The 20532-nt window shown below is 32.7% G+C and carries 19 protein-coding genes and 2 riboswitches; all 19 genes read left to right on the top strand.

Annotated features, from left to right (window positions below):
- The 19 genes from ACJDU8_RS06805 to ACJDU8_RS06715 all read left to right on the top strand — a co-directional run bounded on the left by ACJDU8_RS06805 (nt 1) and on the right by ACJDU8_RS06715 (nt 20427).
- On the top strand, nt 1-1317 hold the full coding sequence (locus ACJDU8_RS06805; RefSeq protein ID WP_406791399.1) for a nitrogenase component 1: 1317 nt from the start codon (nt 1-3) through the stop codon (nt 1315-1317).
- 104 nt (nt 1318-1421) lie between these two features.
- The gene (locus ACJDU8_RS06800; RefSeq protein WP_406791398.1) at nt 1422-2684 is read left to right on the top strand and encodes an MFS transporter; all 1263 of its coding nucleotides are present in this window, start codon (nt 1422-1424) and stop codon (nt 2682-2684) included.
- A gap of 79 nt (nt 2685-2763) precedes the next feature.
- The gene (locus ACJDU8_RS06795) at nt 2764-3219 is read left to right on the top strand and encodes a pyridoxamine 5'-phosphate oxidase family protein (RefSeq protein WP_406791397.1); all 456 of its coding nucleotides are present in this window, start codon (nt 2764-2766) and stop codon (nt 3217-3219) included.
- Between the two features lie 175 nt (nt 3220-3394).
- Nucleotides 3395-3503, top strand: a riboswitch (SAM riboswitch).
- A gap of 300 nt (nt 3504-3803) precedes the next feature.
- Nucleotides 3804-5000: a methionine adenosyltransferase gene (gene metK / locus ACJDU8_RS06790; RefSeq protein WP_406791396.1), complete on the top strand. Its 1197-nt coding sequence runs from the start codon at nt 3804-3806 to the stop codon at nt 4998-5000.
- Nucleotides 5001-5028: 28 nt separating this feature from the next.
- Complete coding sequence (locus ACJDU8_RS06785) at nt 5029-6210, top strand: radical SAM protein (RefSeq protein ID WP_406791395.1); 1182 nt, start codon at nt 5029-5031, stop codon at nt 6208-6210.
- A gap of 65 nt (nt 6211-6275) precedes the next feature.
- Nucleotides 6276-7040 (top strand): SDR family NAD(P)-dependent oxidoreductase, encoded by a 765-nt coding sequence (locus ACJDU8_RS06780; protein ID WP_406791394.1) that lies wholly within the window; start codon nt 6276-6278, stop codon nt 7038-7040.
- Nucleotides 7041-7085: 45 nt separating this feature from the next.
- The gene (locus ACJDU8_RS06775) at nt 7086-7211 is read left to right on the top strand and encodes a hypothetical protein (protein ID WP_406791393.1); all 126 of its coding nucleotides are present in this window, start codon (nt 7086-7088) and stop codon (nt 7209-7211) included.
- Between the two features lie 263 nt (nt 7212-7474).
- Nucleotides 7475-8494: an ABC transporter substrate-binding protein gene (locus ACJDU8_RS06770; protein WP_406791392.1), complete on the top strand. Its 1020-nt coding sequence runs from the start codon at nt 7475-7477 to the stop codon at nt 8492-8494.
- Nucleotides 8495-8523: 29 nt separating this feature from the next.
- The gene (locus tag ACJDU8_RS06765) at nt 8524-9312 is read left to right on the top strand and encodes an ABC transporter ATP-binding protein (RefSeq protein WP_406791391.1); all 789 of its coding nucleotides are present in this window, start codon (nt 8524-8526) and stop codon (nt 9310-9312) included.
- 13 nt (nt 9313-9325) lie between these two features.
- Nucleotides 9326-10111: an ABC transporter permease gene (locus tag ACJDU8_RS06760; protein ID WP_406791390.1), complete on the top strand. Its 786-nt coding sequence runs from the start codon at nt 9326-9328 to the stop codon at nt 10109-10111.
- A 77-nt stretch (nt 10112-10188) separates the two neighbouring features.
- Nucleotides 10189-11649: an aryl-sulfate sulfotransferase gene (locus tag ACJDU8_RS06755; protein ID WP_406791389.1), complete on the top strand. Its 1461-nt coding sequence runs from the start codon at nt 10189-10191 to the stop codon at nt 11647-11649.
- A gap of 153 nt (nt 11650-11802) precedes the next feature.
- Nucleotides 11803-11915: riboswitch (SAM riboswitch) on the top strand.
- A 366-nt stretch (nt 11916-12281) separates the two neighbouring features.
- Entirely contained in the window at nt 12282-12863 is a 582-nt protein-coding gene (cysC, locus tag ACJDU8_RS06750) for an adenylyl-sulfate kinase (protein WP_406791422.1), read from the top strand.
- Between the two features lie 37 nt (nt 12864-12900).
- Nucleotides 12901-14592, top strand: coding sequence for an adenylyl-sulfate reductase subunit alpha (locus ACJDU8_RS06745; RefSeq protein WP_406791388.1), 1692 nt, complete (start codon nt 12901-12903; stop codon nt 14590-14592).
- Nucleotides 14573-14887, top strand: a complete 315-nt coding sequence (locus ACJDU8_RS06740) for a 4Fe-4S dicluster domain-containing protein (RefSeq protein ID WP_406791387.1) — start codon at nt 14573-14575, stop codon at nt 14885-14887. The genes ACJDU8_RS06745 and ACJDU8_RS06740 overlap by 20 nt, the downstream gene beginning before the upstream one ends.
- A gap of 24 nt (nt 14888-14911) precedes the next feature.
- Entirely contained in the window at nt 14912-15946 is a 1035-nt protein-coding gene (locus ACJDU8_RS06735) for an aliphatic sulfonate ABC transporter substrate-binding protein (RefSeq protein ID WP_406791386.1), read from the top strand.
- A 191-nt stretch (nt 15947-16137) separates the two neighbouring features.
- The gene (locus ACJDU8_RS06730; protein ID WP_406791385.1) at nt 16138-16977 is read left to right on the top strand and encodes an ABC transporter ATP-binding protein; all 840 of its coding nucleotides are present in this window, start codon (nt 16138-16140) and stop codon (nt 16975-16977) included.
- Entirely contained in the window at nt 16910-17686 is a 777-nt protein-coding gene (locus ACJDU8_RS06725) for an ABC transporter permease (RefSeq protein WP_406791421.1), read from the top strand. The genes ACJDU8_RS06730 and ACJDU8_RS06725 overlap by 68 nt, the downstream gene beginning before the upstream one ends.
- A gap of 44 nt (nt 17687-17730) precedes the next feature.
- On the top strand, nt 17731-18531 hold the full coding sequence (gene cysD / locus ACJDU8_RS06720) for a sulfate adenylyltransferase subunit CysD (protein ID WP_406791384.1): 801 nt from the start codon (nt 17731-17733) through the stop codon (nt 18529-18531).
- A 63-nt stretch (nt 18532-18594) separates the two neighbouring features.
- Nucleotides 18595-20427 carry a GTP-binding protein gene (locus tag ACJDU8_RS06715; RefSeq protein WP_406791383.1) on the top strand — a complete coding sequence of 611 codons (1833 nt, stop codon included), beginning with the start codon at nt 18595-18597 and terminating at the stop codon, nt 20425-20427.
- Nucleotides 20428-20532: the final 105 nt, after the last annotated feature.

Here is a 20532-nt window from a genome sequence, read left to right as displayed (position 1 = left end):
ATGGATATAAATAATACTAGTATAATTGACGCTTCTAGAAATAGCTGCGCATTGTCTGGAGCACTTCAGACAGTTGAAAATATAGAAAAAGCTGTACCCATCGTACATTCAACGGCAGGTTGCGCAGTTCAGCAATATTTAGGAGTAAACAAAGTAAGCGGTAATAGAGGTTCAGGATATACCGGTGGTATTCAGGTGTCTTCTAGCAATGTCATCGAAAAACAGGTGATCTTCGGAGGAACATCCAGATTAAGGGAACAGATAAAAAATACTATTAAAGTGCTAGATGCTGATTTATATGTAGTTTTAAGTGGATGTGCTACTGAATTAGTAGGTGATGATATACCAGCTATGACGAAAGAAGCTCAGGAACAGAGGTATCCTGTTATAAATGTACAAACTCCTGGATTTAAAGGAGATATACACTATGGATATGAAATTACAGTAAGAACCTTAATTGAACAGTTACCTAAAATTTATGATATATCTTCTAAAAGGCAAAAAGAGCTTGTAAATATATTTGGAATTATTCCAAATCAAGATGTATTTTGGCAGGGAAATTTATTTGAATTAAAAAGAATTTTAGAATCTATAGGATTAAAAGTAAACACTTTATTGGGATTTCAACAAGATATCGCAAAATGGCAGCAGATTCCTAATGCCGGATTAAATTTAGTATTTTCATCTCGAGGAATAAAAGCAGTAGAATATTTAAAAGATAAATATAATATACCTTATTTAAATTTTAACAGTTTGCCTGTGGGTTTCAATACAGGTTCTTTTATAAAAAAGGTCGGTAAACAGCTTAATATAGATAAAAAGGTATTAGATGAATTTATAAAGGCTGAAGAGAATAGGCTCAATTATTATTTAGAAAATATAGCAGACTTTTATTATGAATACAATTTACAAAAAGAGTTTGCAGTTGTTTCTGAATCAAATTTGGCGTTGGGGGTAAGTGGTTTTTTGGAGGAGTTAGGACTTATACCTAAAACTATTATTATTACAGATAATCCAGAGGATATTTATAAAGAGCATTTAAGAAAAGAAATAGGAAATTTTTTATCTTCACAGGAAGTAGAGTTATATTTTGAAGAAGACCAAGGGAGAATAAATAAAATCATTGAAAATAGCGAAATTGAATTGATACTTGGAAGTTCATTAGAAAATGAAATTGCAGGTAAAATTAATGTTCCTATTCATCATATATCCTTTCCTATATGGGACAGTGTGGTTTTAGATAAAACATATATGGGATATAAAGGTGCGGTTACTTTACTTGAAGATATAGCTACATTGGTCAGAAATTTTAGCTAGTGATATAGGGTATAATAATTCAAAATTTGGTCTTTTGTTTTTATTATTTTATATAATAAACTAAGTTTTGTGCCTTGAGCATATTGAAGGGAATGCGGGTTTTTATGTACAAAATATTGAATACTAATAATAAAATAGTACTAGGCTTTATATTACTTAATATATTATCAGGAACGGCTAGCGGAATACTCCAAATGATAGTGCCACTTTATGCTTTGAGTATAAATGCTAATACCGCTCAGGTAGGCTTAATAAAAGGAATTTCTGGACTTGGATTAATGCTATTAGTCTTGCCTTCTGGATTTTTAATTGATCATTATGGCTCAAGAAAATTATATATAATTGGAGGCGTTATTTTTTCTACAACGATTTTTTTATTTCCTTTTGCTGTGTTACCAATATTTATAATGATTATTATGCTTTTTCAGGGATTTGGCAATTCATTAAGAATGACCTCTCTAAATGCTGCTTTTTTTAAAAATTTAAAATTAATAGGTAAAAAAAGAGCAGGGTGGTATAAAGGCTCCATGTCCATTGGTTTAACTTTTCTAGGCCCTCTTATTGGTGGGTATATTGTTCAATTTATTAGTTATAAAAATATTTTTGTTTACATTGGTGTAGTTACTTTAATACCGATTATATTATTGATATGGCTAAGTGAAAAACATAATACTTCAGTTCATATAAACATAATAGATATTTTTAAAGAACAGACCTTAGATTTTAAATTAACTTTAAATAATAAAATTATAAGGCAATCTATATTAATAGAGAGTTTATCAACAGCAGCTTTTTCATGTTTTGTGACTTTTATAGTTATTTTAATAGTGAAAAATTATCATCTTCCATCTTATTATGCCTCATGGTTAATAATATTAGAGGGTGGAGTCTTTATTTTAGTTGTATTTACAGCTGGGGAACTTTTGGATAAATATAAAATACACAATTTATATATAAGTAGCTTTATTTTGAGTATTATAGGCATGATATTTATAGTGTTAACAAGTAATATGGCATTTTTAAGTGTGGGCACATTAATTATGGGTTCTGGATTAGGTATGACTAATTTAATTACGTATTCTCAAATAGGCGAGATAGAAGGTAAAAAAGGCAAGATATCTGCATTGTTTGCTGCTTGTACAGGTATAGGTGCAGCTTTTGGTCCTATTTTGGGAGGATTTATTGGTGAGACTTTTGGTATACAAGCTATATTTTTAAGCTTTATTCCTATTTTTGTTTTAAGTGGAGTATATATTATGTTAAATGTATACTTTAATCAGTATAGTCTTGACAAGAGAGATATATATGTCAAATTTTTTACATCTAACAAAAGGACAAGTAAAACAAAAATTATGAGAGAAAAATAAATTACTCCTTGTTCTTGAAATTGTAGAATATTTGATATAAATATAAATATAAATTAAATACTATAGGAGGTATGTATAAATGGCAATTGATAAAAATTTTGTAGAAGAATATTTAGCTAATACAAAGTATATAGTATTGGCTACGGTAGATGGTGAGAATGCACCTGCTTTGAGAACTTTAGGTGCTTTTGGTGTAGATGGGTATAGCATTTATTTCTCAACTGGCGAAGGAACTATAAAAGTCAAACAAATAGAACATAATTCAAATGTTTCAGTTTTTTTTCAACATGAAAATCAAGAAGTAGCATCTTTTATTAACGTTACAATAAAGGGTAAAGCTGCCAAAGTTACAGGTGAAGGAGAGATTACAAAGGCTATTGAAGTGATAGCTAAAAAAAATCCCAGGTTCAAAGAAAGAATTAAAAAAAATGGTTTAGGTAACAATATAATATTTCGTGTAGATCCATCAGAGTTGAAAATATTGGATTTCAATAAAGGCCAGGGAGCAAGTGGCATTGAAGTTATTTTGCCATAAGATAAAAAATTACCATGGAATGCAATTGGATTTTAAGAGCGTACTTGGGTGTCAGTAGTTATATATGGATATTATGATATAAATTTTGAAAATTAGAATTATTTTTTAAATTTGTATTGACAAAACAACTAAAAGGCTGTACAATACATTTAAATTGAATAATTAAATATAAAATTTCTTATCAAGAGAGGCAGAGGGACTGGCCCTATGATGCCCGGCAACCTGAATGTATTCACATTCAATGGTGCTAATTCCAGCAGGTAATATAACCTGAAAGATGAGAAGCAAAAGAATGTAACTTCTTGTGGTTTCTCTACAGGGAGTTTTTTATTTGGACTGACTAGAATACTGGAGGTCAAGTTAACTTATCCGTTAGGCTATGGTTATACTTGGCCTTTTATTGTACATTTTTTAGTAGAAAATGAATAAAAAGTTGGGGGTGGTTAAGATGAAAGGATTACATGGGTCATATAAATTTTTAACTATGAGTAAATATGGAATTAAAAAGATATAAAAGCAAATAGACTTTTTACTAAAGTGGTAATAAGGAAAGATAAAATATAGAAAAAAGGAGATTGATAAAAATGAGTAGATTATTCACATCAGAATCTGTTACAGAGGGACATCCTGATAAAATATGTGATCAGATATCGGATGCAATACTGGATGCAATTACTGAACAAGATAAAAATGGAAGGGTGGCTTGTGAGACAGTTGTAAATACTGGGCTTGTGATTTTAGTGGGCGAGATATCAACTAAAGCTTATGTAGATATACCAAAGATAGTGAGAAAAACTATAAGTGATATAGGATATAATAATTCAAGATTTGGATTTGATGCAGCTAGCTGTGCAGTGTTAACATCCATAGACGAACAGTCTTCAGATATTGCACTTGGGGTGGATGAGTCCCTAGAATCTAAAAAGGGTGAAAAGGAAAATATTGAGGCAATTGGAGCTGGAGATCAGGGAATGGTATTTGGATTTGCAACAAATGAAACGCCAGAATATCTTCCGCTTCCAATAGCACTGGCACACAAGCTCTCAAGAAAGCTTGCGGAAGTAAGAAAAAAAGGCATAATTCCATATTTGGGACCTGATGGGAAAACACAAGTTACGGTAGAGTATGAAGGAGATAAACCTATAAGAGTTGATACTATACTTATATCTTCCCAGCATGAGAAAGACATAAGCCATGACCAAATTGAAAAAGACATAATAGATGAAGTTATTAAAGTGACAATACCAGAAGAGTTGATAGATTCAAATACAAAATATCTTGTAAATCCAACAGGAAGATTTGTAAAAGGGGGGCCAGAGGCTGATTCTGGACTTACAGGAAGAAAGATAATAGTTGATACCTATGGAGGATATGGAAGACATGGTGGTGGAGCATTTTCAGGGAAAGATCCAACCAAAGTTGACAGATCTGGGGCTTATGCTGCAAGGTGGGTAGCAAAGAACTTAGTGGCAGCAGGAATATCCGATAAAATAGAAATAGAAATAGCCTATGCCATAGGTGTGGCAAAACCAGTATCTATAAGTGTAGACACTTTTGGTACAGGAAAAATAAGTGATGACAGGATAGTGGAAATAATAAATAAGTTGTTTGATTTAAGACCAGCTGCAATTATAAGGGATCTTGATTTGAGAAGACCTATATATAAAAGTACAGCTGCTTATGGACACTTTGGGAGAACAGATATAGATTTGCCTTGGGAAAAACTTGATAGGATTAATGAAATTAAAAAAGAATTAGAGAGTAGTATTGTCTATTCTTAAATAAAATTAAGTAGGAGGATTTTTTCGTATGAGTAATATAAAAAAACAGCTTCATGGAGAATTGGCCATAAAAAATGCAGCTATGGTTGAAGGAATAAAAGTGGATCCTGCCATATTCAAACATTTGGATTTTGATAGAAAATATCAAAAGCAAATCCATACATTGTTTGAATATGACCATGATCCCCATGTAGGAATTGAATTTCCTACTGGATTTAGTACACCAGGAGGATTGAAGGTAGGCTTTAGATGGGATAATAAGTCCAAGTATGAGATTAAGTATGAAAATGATAAATACTATCTCATAGAAAATCAAAATGAGATATTTCCAATAGAATTTTTAAGCCATCCTAAATATTATGATTATAAAACTTCCGATGGTATGGATATGTCAAATGTAGCCACTTACAATAGAGAAGGTACAATTTTTGTAGCCTATAGTAATGAATGTGCATTAAAAGATAAGGGATTAGATTGCCTATTTTGCAATATAAATGCTACAAAAGATACTTATGCAGAAAAGGAGGGAATAGAGTGGAAGTATCCTAATCAGATAGGAGAAACGGCAGCAAAAGCTTATAAAAATGGTGCAAAACATATTACTATAAGTGGGGGTTTTGTAGCAGAGCGAAGAGAGGTAGAGTATTACATTGATGTAGCTGAAGCTATTAAAGAGTATACTGGTCTAGAGGACTTCAATGGAACGGGAGTTATAGGAGCTCCACTTGATCTTGAAGTGATTGACAAGTATAAGGAAGCGGGATATAGGACAATTGCAATGAATATAGAAATTTGGGATAAGAATATTTTTAAAAGTATCTGTCCGGGTAAAGTAGAACAATGCGGCGGTTGGGAGAACTGGATAAAAGCTCTAGAGCGTGCAGTAAAGGTGTTTGGTTATGGTAGGGTAAGATCAAATATAGTTGCCGGAATTGAACCTAAACAATCTACCTTAGAAGGAGTGGAATATCTTGCGTCAAAGGGAGTAATATGCTTAGCAGGAGCATGGTGTCCGAATCCAGGCTCGGCTTTGGAGGGACATCGTACACCAGAACCTGAATGGCATTTGGATATGGCATATAAAGTTTATAATATATTTAGAAAAGCAGGATTTACTTATGATCAACTGTACGATTGTAACGCTGCGCCTACAACGCTTTGCCATGATTTATATAAAATAGAGGATGAATTATTGCCTATATTTAAATAAATAATTATAAATTAATTGAGGGTATTGTGATTATCAGATGATATATTTTATAGGAGGAGGTTGAGATGAGTTTTAAAGGGAAAGTTGTAGTTGTTACGGGTTCATCTAAAGGTATAGGCAGAGAAATAGCTTTAGAATTTTCTAGTAGAGAAGCTGTGGTTATTATAAATGGAAGAAATCAGGCTGAAGTACAAAAAATAGCAGATGAGATAAATGATAATGGTGGTACTGGCTATGGAATAACAGCTGATGTGACTAAAAAATCAGAGGTTGAAAATTTATTTAGATCCGTAATTGAAAAGTATGGCAAAGTAGATATACTAGTCAATAATGCAGGTGGTGACAGCGGTTCAAAAACAGTGAAAGATTTAACAGAAGAAGAATGGGATGCTGTTATTGATAGAAATTTAAAAAGTGTTTTTCTTTGCTCTAAAGCTGTTATTGAAAGTTTCAAAAAGCAAAAGCAAGGTAGGATAATAAATATCGCATCTCAGGCAGGTAGGGCAATATCAATTCTTGGAGGACCTCATTATGCAGCTGCAAAAGCTGGAGTAATAGGTTTTACAAAACACTTGGCAAGAGAATTAGTGCATTATGGTGTTACAGTGAATTCAATTGCACCAGGTATAATTATAAGTGGGGAAAAATTGGAGAACAAATGGAATTCCCATACTGAAGAAGAAAGAGAGAAGATTCTTGAAGATATACCACTGAAACGATTAGGTACCACAGGGGAAATTGCAAAAGCAGTTTTGTTTTTAGCATCAGAAGATGCCAGTTATATCTTAGGAGCTTGCTTAGATGTTAATGGCGGTAGATGGATGTTGTAATAAAAAATTCTAAAGGATATTATAAAACTAGCATGGCCAACTATAATGGAACAGATGTTCATTATGATGGTTGGCATAGTTTCAACTATATTAGTTTCAAAGCTTGGAAAAGAATCTATTGCAGCAGTTGGAATGGTCAACAATTGCTTTTTTAGGATTTGTATTTTCTAATCAAATAATAATTACCTTATATATTGACAAAAGAATTGGTGGGTTGTTCTATAGGAAGTTTTTTATTGGACTGACTAGAAACACTGGAGGTCAAGTTAACTTATAGTGGAGATTAAATCATATATAAATCTCCATTCATAGGTTATGCTTGGCTTTTTATTGTGCAATTTTTAATAAAAACCAAATTAAAAATTGAGAGGTAATGAAGATGGCAAGGTGAGTGGAAAAGAATTTTCAAAATGAATATGAAGGAGTAGATGTTAGTGAAAAGTATAAAACTATCTTTAATCATATTATTTATTGTGGGAATGATGATTGTAGCTGCCGGGTGCGGCGGCGGTTCGCAAACTCAAAGTAAGTCAAATTCATCCAAAAAGGAAGTTACAGTTAAAATAGGAGCAGATTCTAGTACTTTTTCTAGTGCCTTTTATGTTGCCAGGGACAAAGGTTATTTCAAAAAACATGGTATTGATGCCCAAATTAATCCATATTCTTATGGAATTGATACTATAGATGCGGTGTTAACAAATCAGGTTGATATAGGATTAGCTATGGATTATGCAGCACTGTCCAGATTGAGCAGCGGAGATCTGAAAATTTTTAGTTTCATTCAACAATCTGATGCAAATAAAACTAAAATGGTAACCTATGACGAAATAAATTCTCCAGAGGAGTTAAAGGGACAGCCAATTGGAGTTCAAAGAGGAACTGTAACTGAATATATTTTGGTTAGGTATTTGGAAAAATACAATATAAAAATAGATGAAATAAAGAAACAGGGATTTAGCTCAGATGCAGAAATTCTTGCAGCATTTCAAAAGGGAGATGTTAAAGCTGCCTTTTTTAGTGGAAATCTGTTAGATAAAGCTTTAACAGTAAAAGGAACTAAGGTCATAGGAAGCGTGGCAGATATACCATTTGCAGCCCGTGGATTTTTAATGGCCAATAGTAAATTTTTAGAACGAAAAGATGTAACAAAGAATATATTGCTGGCATTAAATGATGCAAGTGAGTGGATAAACAAAAATCCATCAGCAGCCGCTGAAATCATGGCTAAAGCTTTGAGACTTCCAAAGGATAGTGTACAAAAAAATATTGAAGCCGCTAAAAGTGATATAAGATTAAATGACGATGATGTGAATCAGTTACAGGAAGTATATAAATACGCATCCACTAACAAATTAATTAAAGGTGGTTTTAGTTTAGAAGATAAGATAGATACGGAGTCTTTAAAAGAGGCACTTCCGCAAAAACTTACTTATAAGCCTGAAAATATAAAATAAATTATATATGAAATAGGGGGAAAATTGGAATGTCAAAAACAAATTCAATAATAATTAAAAATTTAAGTAAAAGTTATGGTGATTCTAATTATATTCTTAAAGATATAGATCTCAATCTACAAGGGGGAGAATTTTTTATTCTATTGGGACCCAGCGGGTGTGGAAAATCTACTTTACTTAATATAATTGCAGGCTTTATTGAAAAGACTAAAGGGGAAGTATTAATAAATGATAAGGAAGTTGTAAAACCTGGGAGAGAAAGGGCAGTTGTATTTCAGCATCCTGATGCATCACTTTTTCCATGGCTTAATGTAAAAGAAAATGTAGAATTTGGATTAAGAATGAAAAAAGTAGCAAAAGAAGAAAGTAGTTCTATATCCCACAAGTATATAAAATTAGTTGGATTATCCGGTCACGAAAAGAAATTTCCTAATGAGTTGTCAGGCGGGATGAAACAGAGAGTTCAAATTGCACGAGTACTTGCAAATAATCCAGAAATATTATTAATGGATGAACCTTTTGGAGCATTGGATGCTCAGACCAGAAGAATAATGCAAAAAGAATTGGTGAGAATATGGCTTGAAACTAAGAAAACTATTATCTTCGTTACCCATGATATTCAAGAAGCTCTCATACTTGGACAGAAAATAGGTATTATGTCTAGAGCTCCTGATTCTAAAATATATAAAACTTATGATGTGAATTTTCAATATCCAAGAGATGTAACTAGTAGTTCATTTAATAAAGAATATAAGACTCTTTTGAATGAATTTGAAGGAGAAATGTATATTCAAAAAAAAGAGAGTGCACTGGCATAAAGGAGGAAAATTGATGAAAGGTTTTAATAAATTATTAAAGTGGGGTGTGATATCTTGGGTTTGTATAATTATAATCTGGGGCATAGGATCTAAATTTTCAAATCCAGATTTTTTTCCGGGTCCTTTGAGAGTAATATTTGGTGGAGAAGATTTAATTAAGGATGGAAGTCTTTTTCAATTTATTGCTATAAGTCTTGGTAGAATTGTTTCAGGATGGATTTTAGGAAATCTAATAGGTATCCCCATAGGCGTATTAATGGGGAGAATCAAAGCAGTTAAAATGTTTGTAGATCCTATTTTGAATTTTTTTAGATTTGTACCTGCACTTGCATTTTTAACATTATTTTTACTTTGGTTTGGTGTAGGTGAGGAGGGGAAAATTATCTTAATTATGTATGCTACTACTTTTACTGTTATGTTGAATACAGAAGCTGGAGTGTCTAGTGTACAGAAAGAAAAAATAAGGGCAGCTAGATGTCTTGGAGCTTCTGAATATCAAATAATGTTTAATGTAATAATTCCGGCGGCTATACCTTATATATTTACAGGAGTAAGGCTGGCTATGAGTGGCTCATTTGCTGCCATTGTAGGTGCAGAAATGCTTGCTGCAAATAAAGGTATAGGATATTTGATATGGACTTCAAGGTTATATTTTAAGACAGAATGGATATTCATAGGGCTGATATGCTTGGGGCTTATGGGATATTTCACAGACAAAATATTGGTTGCTGCAGCAAGTTTGACTATGAAAAAATATGGGATAGTTAATAGTAAAGATGCTATAAAAAGAGTGGCTTAAGATATAACTAATTTTTATTAGACTTTATGCAAATAAAAATTAATAACACAATCTAGATTTGAATGGAGGAAATTACTATGGGATATCCAAGTGTTTATCCTACAGGGGTAACAATTTATAATTCTGAAAAGGCATGGAGTGGTTATACTATTTTTCAGGCAGTAGATGAAGGAGCATTGCTAATAGATATGAATGGACATGAACTGCAGTTGTGGAAAAATTTACATGGATTTCCTAATAAGCTGCTGCCAGGTGGATATGTTATGGGAAGTACAGGAGAAAGAAACCCTGACTATGGGTTCCAAGATATGATGGATTTAGTACAAGTAGATTGGAATGGAAATATTGTTTGGAAATTTAATAAAAATGAATTCATAGAAGATCCAGGAGAAAGGCCTCAATGGATGGCAAGACAGCATCATGATTATCAAAGAGAAGGCAATCCAGTTGGATATTATATACCAGGATTAACACCAAAAGTTGATAAAGGTAATACACTTATTCTTACGCATGAAAATGTAAAAAATCCTAGAATATCTGATAAAGTACTTTTGGATGATAAAATTATTGAAGTTACATGGGATGGAAAAATTATTTGGGAATGGCGGGCAAATGAACATTTTGATGAATTAGGATTTAACGAAGTATCTAAAAATGTTCTTTATGCTAATCCCAATATAAGGACAGCGGGTGGTGGTGTAGGAGATTGGCTGCACATTAATTCTATATCTTTACTTGGACCTAATAAATGGTTTGACAAGGGAGATAAAAGATTTTCACCAGAAAACATTATTCTTGACAGTAGAGAGTCCAATATTATAGCTATTATAGATAAAAATACAGGAAAAATTGTATGGAAGATAGGACCTTATTACGATATAAGTGATGAGCTTATAAAATTGGGGTGGATAATAGGACAGCATAATGTGCATTTAATACCTAAAGGTCTGCCAGGAGAAGGAAATATTCTTATATTTGATAATGGAGGTTGGGCAGGTTATGGTTCGCCTAACCCAGGTTCTCCAAAAGGGAACAGGAATGCAATTAGAGATTATTCCAGAGTATTGGAAATTGATCCTATTACCTTAAAAATAATATGGCAGTATACTCCAGAAGAAGCTGGGTTTATACAACCCTTAGATGCTGTTAGATTTTATAGCCCATTTATAAGTAATGCACAGAGACTTCCAAATGGAAACACGTTAATAACGGAAGGATCAGACGGCCGTATATTTGAGGTTACAAAAGATCATGAAATAGTTTGGGAATACATAAGTCCCTATGAAGGCAAGGGAAAATCAAAACTAAATATGGTATACAGAGCTTATAGGGTTCCTTATGAATGGATTCCTCAATTGCATAAACCCTTAGAAATACCTATAGAGAAAATCAATAAAAGAGAATTTAGGGTACCAGGAGCAGCTGGTTTAGGACGTAAAGTAGAAACAGAAGTAAAGGGAACCCAAGAATATAAAGGCAGAGAAAGACTTGATTTTTGTATTATAACAGATAAAGAACTAAATAAAGAAAATAAATAATTATCAAAATTCTTCTTATTAAGCATAAATTTATATCTATGAGTAATGTGCATTTTCACTAAACATAGTAAACTTTATATTGACAAAAAACTTAAAAGGTTATATATTATATATAACCTTTTTTACAATACAATATAAAATTAAATATGAAACTTCTTATCAAGAGAGGCAGAGGGACTGGCCCTATGATGCCCGGCAACCTGAATGACCATTTTCATTCAATGGTGCTAATTCCAGCAGGTAACATGTCACCTGAAAGATGAGAGAAAATAGGATACAACTTCTTATGGGTTCTCTCCATAGGAAGTTTTTTATTGAACCAATTAAAAAGGGTAGAAGTCAAATTATTTATTATAAAGAATGAAATTATGTAAATCTTAACTAGGTAAGTACTTAATGTATGGATTTTAAATAAGAATAAAATGTAGAAAAGGTTCAAGGTGTTAGATGTAAAAATGCTATATATCTTATAAAACTTAAATGTGTTATTAACTAAAAGTGAACATACTTCTTACTAAAATGGTGAAAAGCATAAGAATAGTAGGATTAGTATAACATTATGTAATTTTATACTGCTGAAATGTAAGCTTATAAGTACTTATTTTGAATAATGGGAGGGAGATTTTTTGAATATGAAGTCAACTAACATAGTGTGGCATAAGATGGATGTAAATAGAAGGCATAGAGAAAAATTATTAAATCAAAAGGGAATACTTATTTGGTTTACAGGATTGTCTGGTTCAGGCAAATCTACCTTGGCTTCCGCACTTGAAAGTAAATTATATTGTATGGGTAAGCTTACCTACTTGCTAGATGGAGACAATCTAAGACATGGTTTGAATTCGGACCTTGCATTTACAAAAGAAGACAGGGTAGAAAATATAAGAAGGGTATCAGAAGTATGTAAACTTTTTGTGGATGCAGGAATAATTACAATTGCCACTTTCGTTTCACCTTTTAAAGAGGATAGAGAGAAAGTTAGAAAACTGCTTGGAAAGGATTTTGTAGAAGTATATATAAACTGTCCCATTGAAGTCTGTGAAAAAAGAGATCCCAAGGGAATTTATAAAAAGGCTAGAATAGGTGAGATAAAAAATTTTACAGGCATAGATTCCCCTTACGAGATACCTGATAATCCTGAACTTACAATACCTACTCATTTGAAAGGTTTAGAAGAGTGTGTGGATGAAATAATAGATTATCTAAATTTATAAAAGCACAAGTAAGTTTCGTAAAAATAGGAGTGATGAAATGAAATTAAAACTTCAGGTTTTATCTACTGATATTTTAATAGTGGGGGCAGGCACTGCAGGTTGTTTTGCAGCACTCAGGGCGGCTGAAGATTCAAACGTGAGTATTATAATGGCAGAAAAAGCAAATATAAAAAGAAGTGGTTGTCTGGCTGCGGGAGTTAATGCCTTAAATGCATATATAACTGAAGGTGAAACTCCAGAGTCCTTTGTGGATTATGTAAAGAGAGAATTTAATCAGGTTGTAAGGGAAGACTTGGTTTATACTTTAGCTCAAAAACTGAATGAAGTAACTGAAAAAATAGAGAAAATGGGACTTCCAATTTTGAAGGATTCAAAAGGGAACTATGTGAAAAGGGGAAAAAGGAGTATAAAAATAAATGGTGAAAATATTAAGCCAATACTTGCAGAAGAAGTAAAAAAGCAAAAAAATATAGAAGTTATAAACGGAATAAATATTATAGATTATATACATAAAGATGAAGAAGTTATAGGAGCCTATGGATTTTCAATCTATGAGGAAAAATTTTTTGCCATTTATTCAAAGGCTGTAATATGTACAACTGGAGGAGCATCAGGACTGTATAAACCTAATAATCCTAACTTTTCAAGACATAAAATGTGGTATTCACCCTTTAATACAGGGGCAGGTTATGCTATGGGAATACGGGCAGGAGCAGAGATGACTACTTTTGAAATGAGGTTTATAGCACTAAGATGTAAAGATACAATAGCACCTACAGGTACTATTGCTCAGGGCATTGGAACTTGTCAGATAAATGGAAATGGAGAAGAATATGTAAAAAAATATGGAAAGGAAACTACAATAAACAGGCTCTGGGCTACAGTAATGGAAAATAAAAATGGGAAAGGTCCTTGTTTCTTGAAAACTAAAGATATAAATAAATCAGAAGAAAAGGATTTGTTTAAGGCTTATTTAAATATGGCACCTTCTCAAGTACTTAAGTGGATAGATGGTAAGAGTATGCCTTCTATGGAAAATGTAGAGATTGAAGGAACAGAACCTTATATAGTAGGGGGTCACACTGCCAGTGGATACTGGGTAGATACAAAGCGGTGTACTACTTTAAAAGGACTTTACTCTGCAGGAGATGTAAGCGGTGGCAGCCCTAAAAAATATGTTACAGGGTGTTTTGCAGAAGGAGAAATAGCGGCAGATTCAGCAGTGAAATATATTAAAAATAGGAAAATTCAGCACTTGGATGATGTAGAGTTAAAAACTAAATTGAATGTAGTTAATAGTTTTTTTGAAAATGAAGATAATATTTATACAGTTGAACAATTAGAAGAGGCTATGCAAAAAAACATGGACGAATATGCAGGTGGTATATCACAGGGCTATAGTTATAATGAAAAAAAATTAAATATAGCTGAGAAGAGAATAGGTGAATTACTTAAAATAAGTAGTACTTTAAAGGCTTGTGATTGTCATGAATTAATGTTTATATATGAATTAATTGATAGATTATATATATGTAAAGTCCTTATAGCTCACTTAAAGGCCAGGCATGAAACTAGATGGAGATGTTATGAAGAAAATGCAGATTTTCCTTATGAAGATAATAAAAATTGGATTAAATATGTAAATTCAGTTTATAGAAAAGGGAAGATAGAAATTATATTTAGAGATATAGTCAGGAAGGACGAAGTATATGAGCATAAAGATTCATAGAGAAAAATGTATAGGCTGTCTTAAGTGTATGGAGGTTTGTCCAGGAAGTTTAATATATAAAGATCAGCAGGGTAGGGCATATATAAAATATGAAAAAAATTGCTGGGGATGTGCAGCCTGTATTAAAGAATGTGTAAGCAGGGCGATTAAATATTATTTGGCATCGGACATAGGAGGAAATGGCTCCTGCCTATACGTAGAACAAAATGCTGATGAATTAAAATGGCATATAGTGGATGAGGAACATAATGAGAGTATATTAAGTACTAAAAGAAAAGAGGCAAATAAGTATTAAATGTATTTTTAAGGAGGGTTTTTAATGAAAATTAAAAGAATAATATCAATTTTAGCTGTAATATCAATTGTAGGTGTTTTAGCAGGCTGCGGCAGCAATAATCAGCAATCTAGTGAAAGTACAAGGGTGGCAATAGGATTTTTCCCGAATATAACTCATTCTCAGGCATTAGTTGGAAAACACAATAAGAGTTTTGAAAAAGCTTTAGGAAATAATGCAAAAGTTGAGTGGAAGCAATTTAATGCAGGATCTTCTGAAATAGAGGCATTTTTAGCAGGAGCTTTAGATATCGGGTATATAGGACCAGGACCTGCTATTAATGGGTATAGTAAATCCAAAGGTGATGTTCAAATTATTGCAGGAGCTACAGATGCGGGGGCTATATTGGTTTCAAGAAAAGATGAACCAATAAAAAGTGTTAAGGAACTAGCTAATAAAAAGGTAGCAGTACCTCAATTCGGGAATACCCAGGATTTATCACTTAGAAATTTGTTGAATGAAAACGGGTTGAAAGATAAGACTAAAGGTGGAAATGTAGAGATAGTACAGGCAGACAATCCTGATATAAAAACTCTTTTAGTGAATAAGCAGATAGATGCAGCTCTTGTACCTGAACCATGGGGTTCAAGATTGGTAGTAGAAACAGGAGCTAATATAGTGCTTGATTATAATCAGGTGTGGAGAGATGGAAAATATCCTACAGCTGTAGTTATTGTTAGAAAAGAATTTTTACAAAAGCATGCTGATCTTGTAGAAAAGTTTCTAAAAACTCACGTAGAATTAACTAGCTATATACAAAAAAATAATAGTGAGGCAAGTAGTATAGTAAATGAAGAGATCTATAGTCTGACTAAAAGTAAACTTTCAAATGGTGTGTTAAGTTCTGCTTTTAAAAGAATAACTACAACAAATAATCCAGAAAAAGATGCTATAAATGAAATGGTAGATTTATCTGTAAGTACAGGATTCTTGAAAGAAAAACCTGATACAAGTAATATTATAAATTTCGAACTGTTAAATAAAGTGCTAAAAGAAAAAGGAGAAAAAGAGATCCAATAAAATTATAAGGCCAAGGCATCTTCAAATAAATAACTAGTCAGTATGGTAGACTATTTTCCATAATACTGCGTCAGCAGAACCCTATGATAGCACCACTATCAAAGGAACCTGCTTCCTTATCTTATGAAAAATAGTCTTACCATCTTTGATTTGCTATTTATTTTCAGATACCTAAAAGAGGAGGGTTAGAATTGTCGTTAACTATAAAAGATGTAAGTAAAAAATTCGTTACAAAGGAAGAAGAAAACTTAACTTTAGATAACATAAATGTTCATTTCAAGGACGGGGAATTTATATGCCTTTTAGGACCTTCTGGATGCGGTAAATCCACTCTTTTAAATATAATTGCAGGCCTTGAAAAACCCACTACTGGTGAAGTTCTATTGGATTGTGAGATAATAAATAATGTAGGGGTAGACAGGGCTATGATGTTTCAGGATTCAGCACTTTTTCCCTGGCTCAAAGTTATAGATAATGTAGAATTCGGAATGAAGATGGCAGGAGTGCCTAAAGTACAGAGAAGAGAAACAGCCATAAAGTATCTTAGAATGGTTCACTTGACTAAATTTCAAAATTCTTATATTCATGAACTTTCCGGGGGTATGAGGCAGAGGGTGGCCCTTGCCAGAGCCCTTACCCTGGACTCTAAAGTACTTTTAATGGATGAACCTTTTTCTGCACTGGATAGTCAAACTAGAAGTATACTCCAAGTACAACTTCAAAGGATATGGATGCAAACTAAAAAGACTATAGTTTTTGTAACTCATAATGTAGAAGAAGCAGTGATGTTAGCAGATAGGGTTATAGTAATGTCTGCAAATCCGGGAAGGATAAAGAGAGAATTTAATATAAAACTAGCCAGACCTAGAACTGTTGAAAATATTGATTTAGCCTATGTAGTTGCCCAGGTCATGAAGGATCTTAAAGAGGAGGTAGAAAAAGTTGCAAAAGCTGAGTACGATAATGATTGGAGTATTGAAGAAAATAGTATTCTACGTGATACTGATAATAATATGGGAACTGGTATATAAATTAGGTGTAGATGTACTAGGGGTGTGGAAACCTTATACGTTTCCTTCACCTATAGATGTAGGCAAGACTTTGATTAGGCTTGTAAGCGATAATACTCTGGCAGTAGCTATAGCTACCAGCTTAAGAAGGCTTGCAATAGGATATTTTATATCTTTAGTCATAGGTGTTGTTATAGGACTCCTAATTGTAAAGTACAAATATATTGATGAAAATTTTAGTTCTTTAATACTTGGATTACAGACGCTGCCAAGTATATGCTGGCTGCCCTTTGCCATTCTATGGTATGGGCTAAATGAAAATGCAATAATATTTGTAATTACAATTGGTTCTACCTTTGCCATAGCCATAGCTACAGAATCTGGCATTAAAAATATAAATCCACTTTATATGAAAGCTGCAAGAACCATGGGGGCTAGAGGCATAAAATTATACTTAAATGTAATAATACCAGCAGCACTGCCTGCAGTTATTACTGGAATGAAACAGGGATGGTCTTTTGCATGGAGAGCACTTATGTCGGGTGAAATGCTTTCTGCTACTAAGGGATTAGGACAAGTTCTTATGGTAGGAAGAGATTTGGCGGATATAAGCCAGGTAATGGCAGTTATGATTGTAATACTTATATTAGGATTGGCATTTGACAAAATTATATTTGGCAAGCTGGAAAAGAATATAAGGCATAAATGTGGATTGGATAATACGATTTAATTATAATCATAGAATTTCAGAATTTACAGGGAGGAATATTATAAATGAATCATTTAGATAGATTAGAAGCACAAAGTATTTATATTTTTAGAGAAGCCTATAAAAAGCTTGGAAAGCTTGGAATGTTATGGTCCATAGGCAAGGACTCCACAGTAATGTTGTGGTTGGCACAAAAAGCATTTTTCGGAAATTGTCCATTTCCGCTTATACATGTGGATACCACATTAAAGATTCCAGAAATGATAGAATTTAGAGATAAAGTAGCAAAACAGTATAATTTAAATTTAATAGTACACACAAACACTAAAGCACTAGAAGAAGGTATGGGACCGGAAAAGGGAAGACTTGTTTGCTGCAGGGCACTAAAGACAGATGGACTTCAACAGGTAATAGATAAGCACAAATTTGAAGGTCTTATTGTAGGCATTAGAAGAGATGAGGAGGGTTCCCGCTCAAAGGAGAGGGTATTTAGTGAGAGAAATGCAGAATCTAAATGGGATTATACAGATCAACCACCTGAACTCTGGGATCAATTTAAGACTGATTTTAAAAAGGGTAACCATATAAGAGTACATCCTATTATAAATTGGACTGAATTAGATATATGGGAATATGTAAGGAGAGAGAATATTCCAGTAGTGGATCTTTATTTTGCGAAGAATGGTAAAAGATATAGAAGCCTTGGATGTGCACCTTGCACAAATCCTATTGATTCCAATGCTTCCAGTTTAGATGAAATAATAGAAGAGCTTAAAAATACCAATGATACAGAAAGATCCGGAAGAGCTCAGGATAAAGCAGATGCCCATGCACTTGAAAAATTAAGAAAAGAAGGATACATGTAGGCAATGCACAATTGACAATTCACAGTGCATAATTATGAATTGAATAAAATAGGAGGCATTTAAATGGCAAAGGATAGAGAAAATTTAAATATAGTAGTTGTTGGACATGTAGATCATGGAAAGTCCACTTTAATAGGCAGACTGCTTTATGATACTAATTCACTGCCTGAAGGTGAAATTGAAAAAGTAAAGAGAATATCTGAAGATAATGGAAAAAAGTTTGAGTATGCCTATTTGTTGGATGCTTTTGAAGAGGAGCAAAAACAGGGTATAACCATAGATATAACTATGCTTCAATTTTTTACAAAAAAAAGAGATTATGTAATTATAGATGCACCAGGACATAAAGAATTCTTAAAAAATATGATATCAGGAGCTGCCAGTGCAGAGGCGGCTATTTTAGTTATAGACGCTAAAGAAGGTGTTCAAGAGCAGTCGAAGAGACATGGATATATTCTTTCGCTTATCGGTATCAAAAAGATATTTGTAGTTATAAATAAAATGGATTTAGTAGATTATTCGGAAAAGAGATTTAATGAAGTCCAAGTAGAATTTAATGAGTTTTTAAATAACATAAATATATATCCAGAAAAATATATACCTATTTCTGCTTCAAATGGCGAAAATATAGCCAGTAAATCAGATAAGATGCCTTGGTACAATGGGCAAAATGTTTTAGAAAGTATGGATAGTATAGAAAAAGATAAGGGAATTGAAGAAAAAGAGCTTAGATTTCCTATCCAGGATGTATATAAATTTGACAGCAGAAGAATTATAGCAGGTAGAATTCAATCAGGTACTTTAAAAAAGGGTGATGAAATTATAATTTATCCTTCAGGGAAATCCACAAAAGTAAGGAGTATTGAAGTATGGCAGCAAAAGGATAAGACAGATGTAGTAACTGCGGGAATGTCTGTGGGAATTACCTTAGAGGATGAATTTTACAATAAAAGAGGAGAAGTTATATGCCATAAAGATTCTCCAATTACTGTAGGAAATGTATTTAATGCTAATGTATTCTGGCTTGGAGATAATAAATTGGTAAAGGATAAAATCTATAAACTGAAGATTGAAACTCAGGAAGTAGAGTTTAAAATAATATCTGTAAATAAGATAATTGATGCAGCCACATTGACCAGCAGTGAAAATCTAGCTTTTTTAAAGAAAAATGATGTAGCTGAAGTTACTATAAAAACCCAGGAGCCTATTTGTTTTGATAAATTTAATGAGTTTCAATCTACGGGAAGATTTGTAATAGTAGAAGACTATGATATAAGTGGAGGCGGAATTATTTCCAATATAGAAGATTCATTAAAAAGGGAAATAAAAGATGTGAAAAGTAAAAACATATCCATAAGAAAGAGGCTTGTATCAAGAAAGGATAGAGAATTAAGATTGGGCCAAAGAGGAAAAGTTATATGGCTTACAGGACTTCCGGGATGCGGAAAAAATGAAATAGCAGTTAAACTTGAGAAAAAACTCATGGATTTAGGAAAAAAGGTGTATTATCTTGACTCATCTCATTTAAGGTTTGGACTTAGCTCTGATCTTACATTCAATTCTAAGGACGCCCATGAACAGACCAGAAGAATTGCTGAGGTGGCTAATTTGTTTGCAGATAGTGGAACTATAACTATAGTTACATCTGTAAGCAGGTTTAAAGAAGATAGAGAGTATGCTAAAAATATAATTGGAGCAGAAAATTATGCGGAAATATTTATAGATGCAGATAGTGAAGTGTGTAAAAAAAGGAATCCTACTGTTTTCAGTGAAGATAGTGATAATATATTTAAGTATGAAAGATCTGATTATCCTGTGATAATGCTTTATATAGATGATGCAGAATTTAATTCAGATGTAAAAGTTAAAGATATTATAAATACAATTAGTTATTGATAAATTATAGTCTTAGTGTATATGATAGGTAGAACCTATTTCAGTAAACAGGCTTTTTGTTTTGCCTTATTGAATCTAAAGATCTAATAAAGAATAGTTGACCAG

The sequence above is a fragment of the Candidatus Clostridium eludens genome, assembly GCF_045310515.1.
Classification (GTDB): Bacteria; Bacillota; Clostridia; order Clostridiales; family Clostridiaceae; genus Clostridium_B; species Clostridium_B eludens.
The sequence above is the reverse complement of the archived record's forward strand: the minus strand, read 5'-3'. Positions and strand labels throughout refer to the sequence as shown.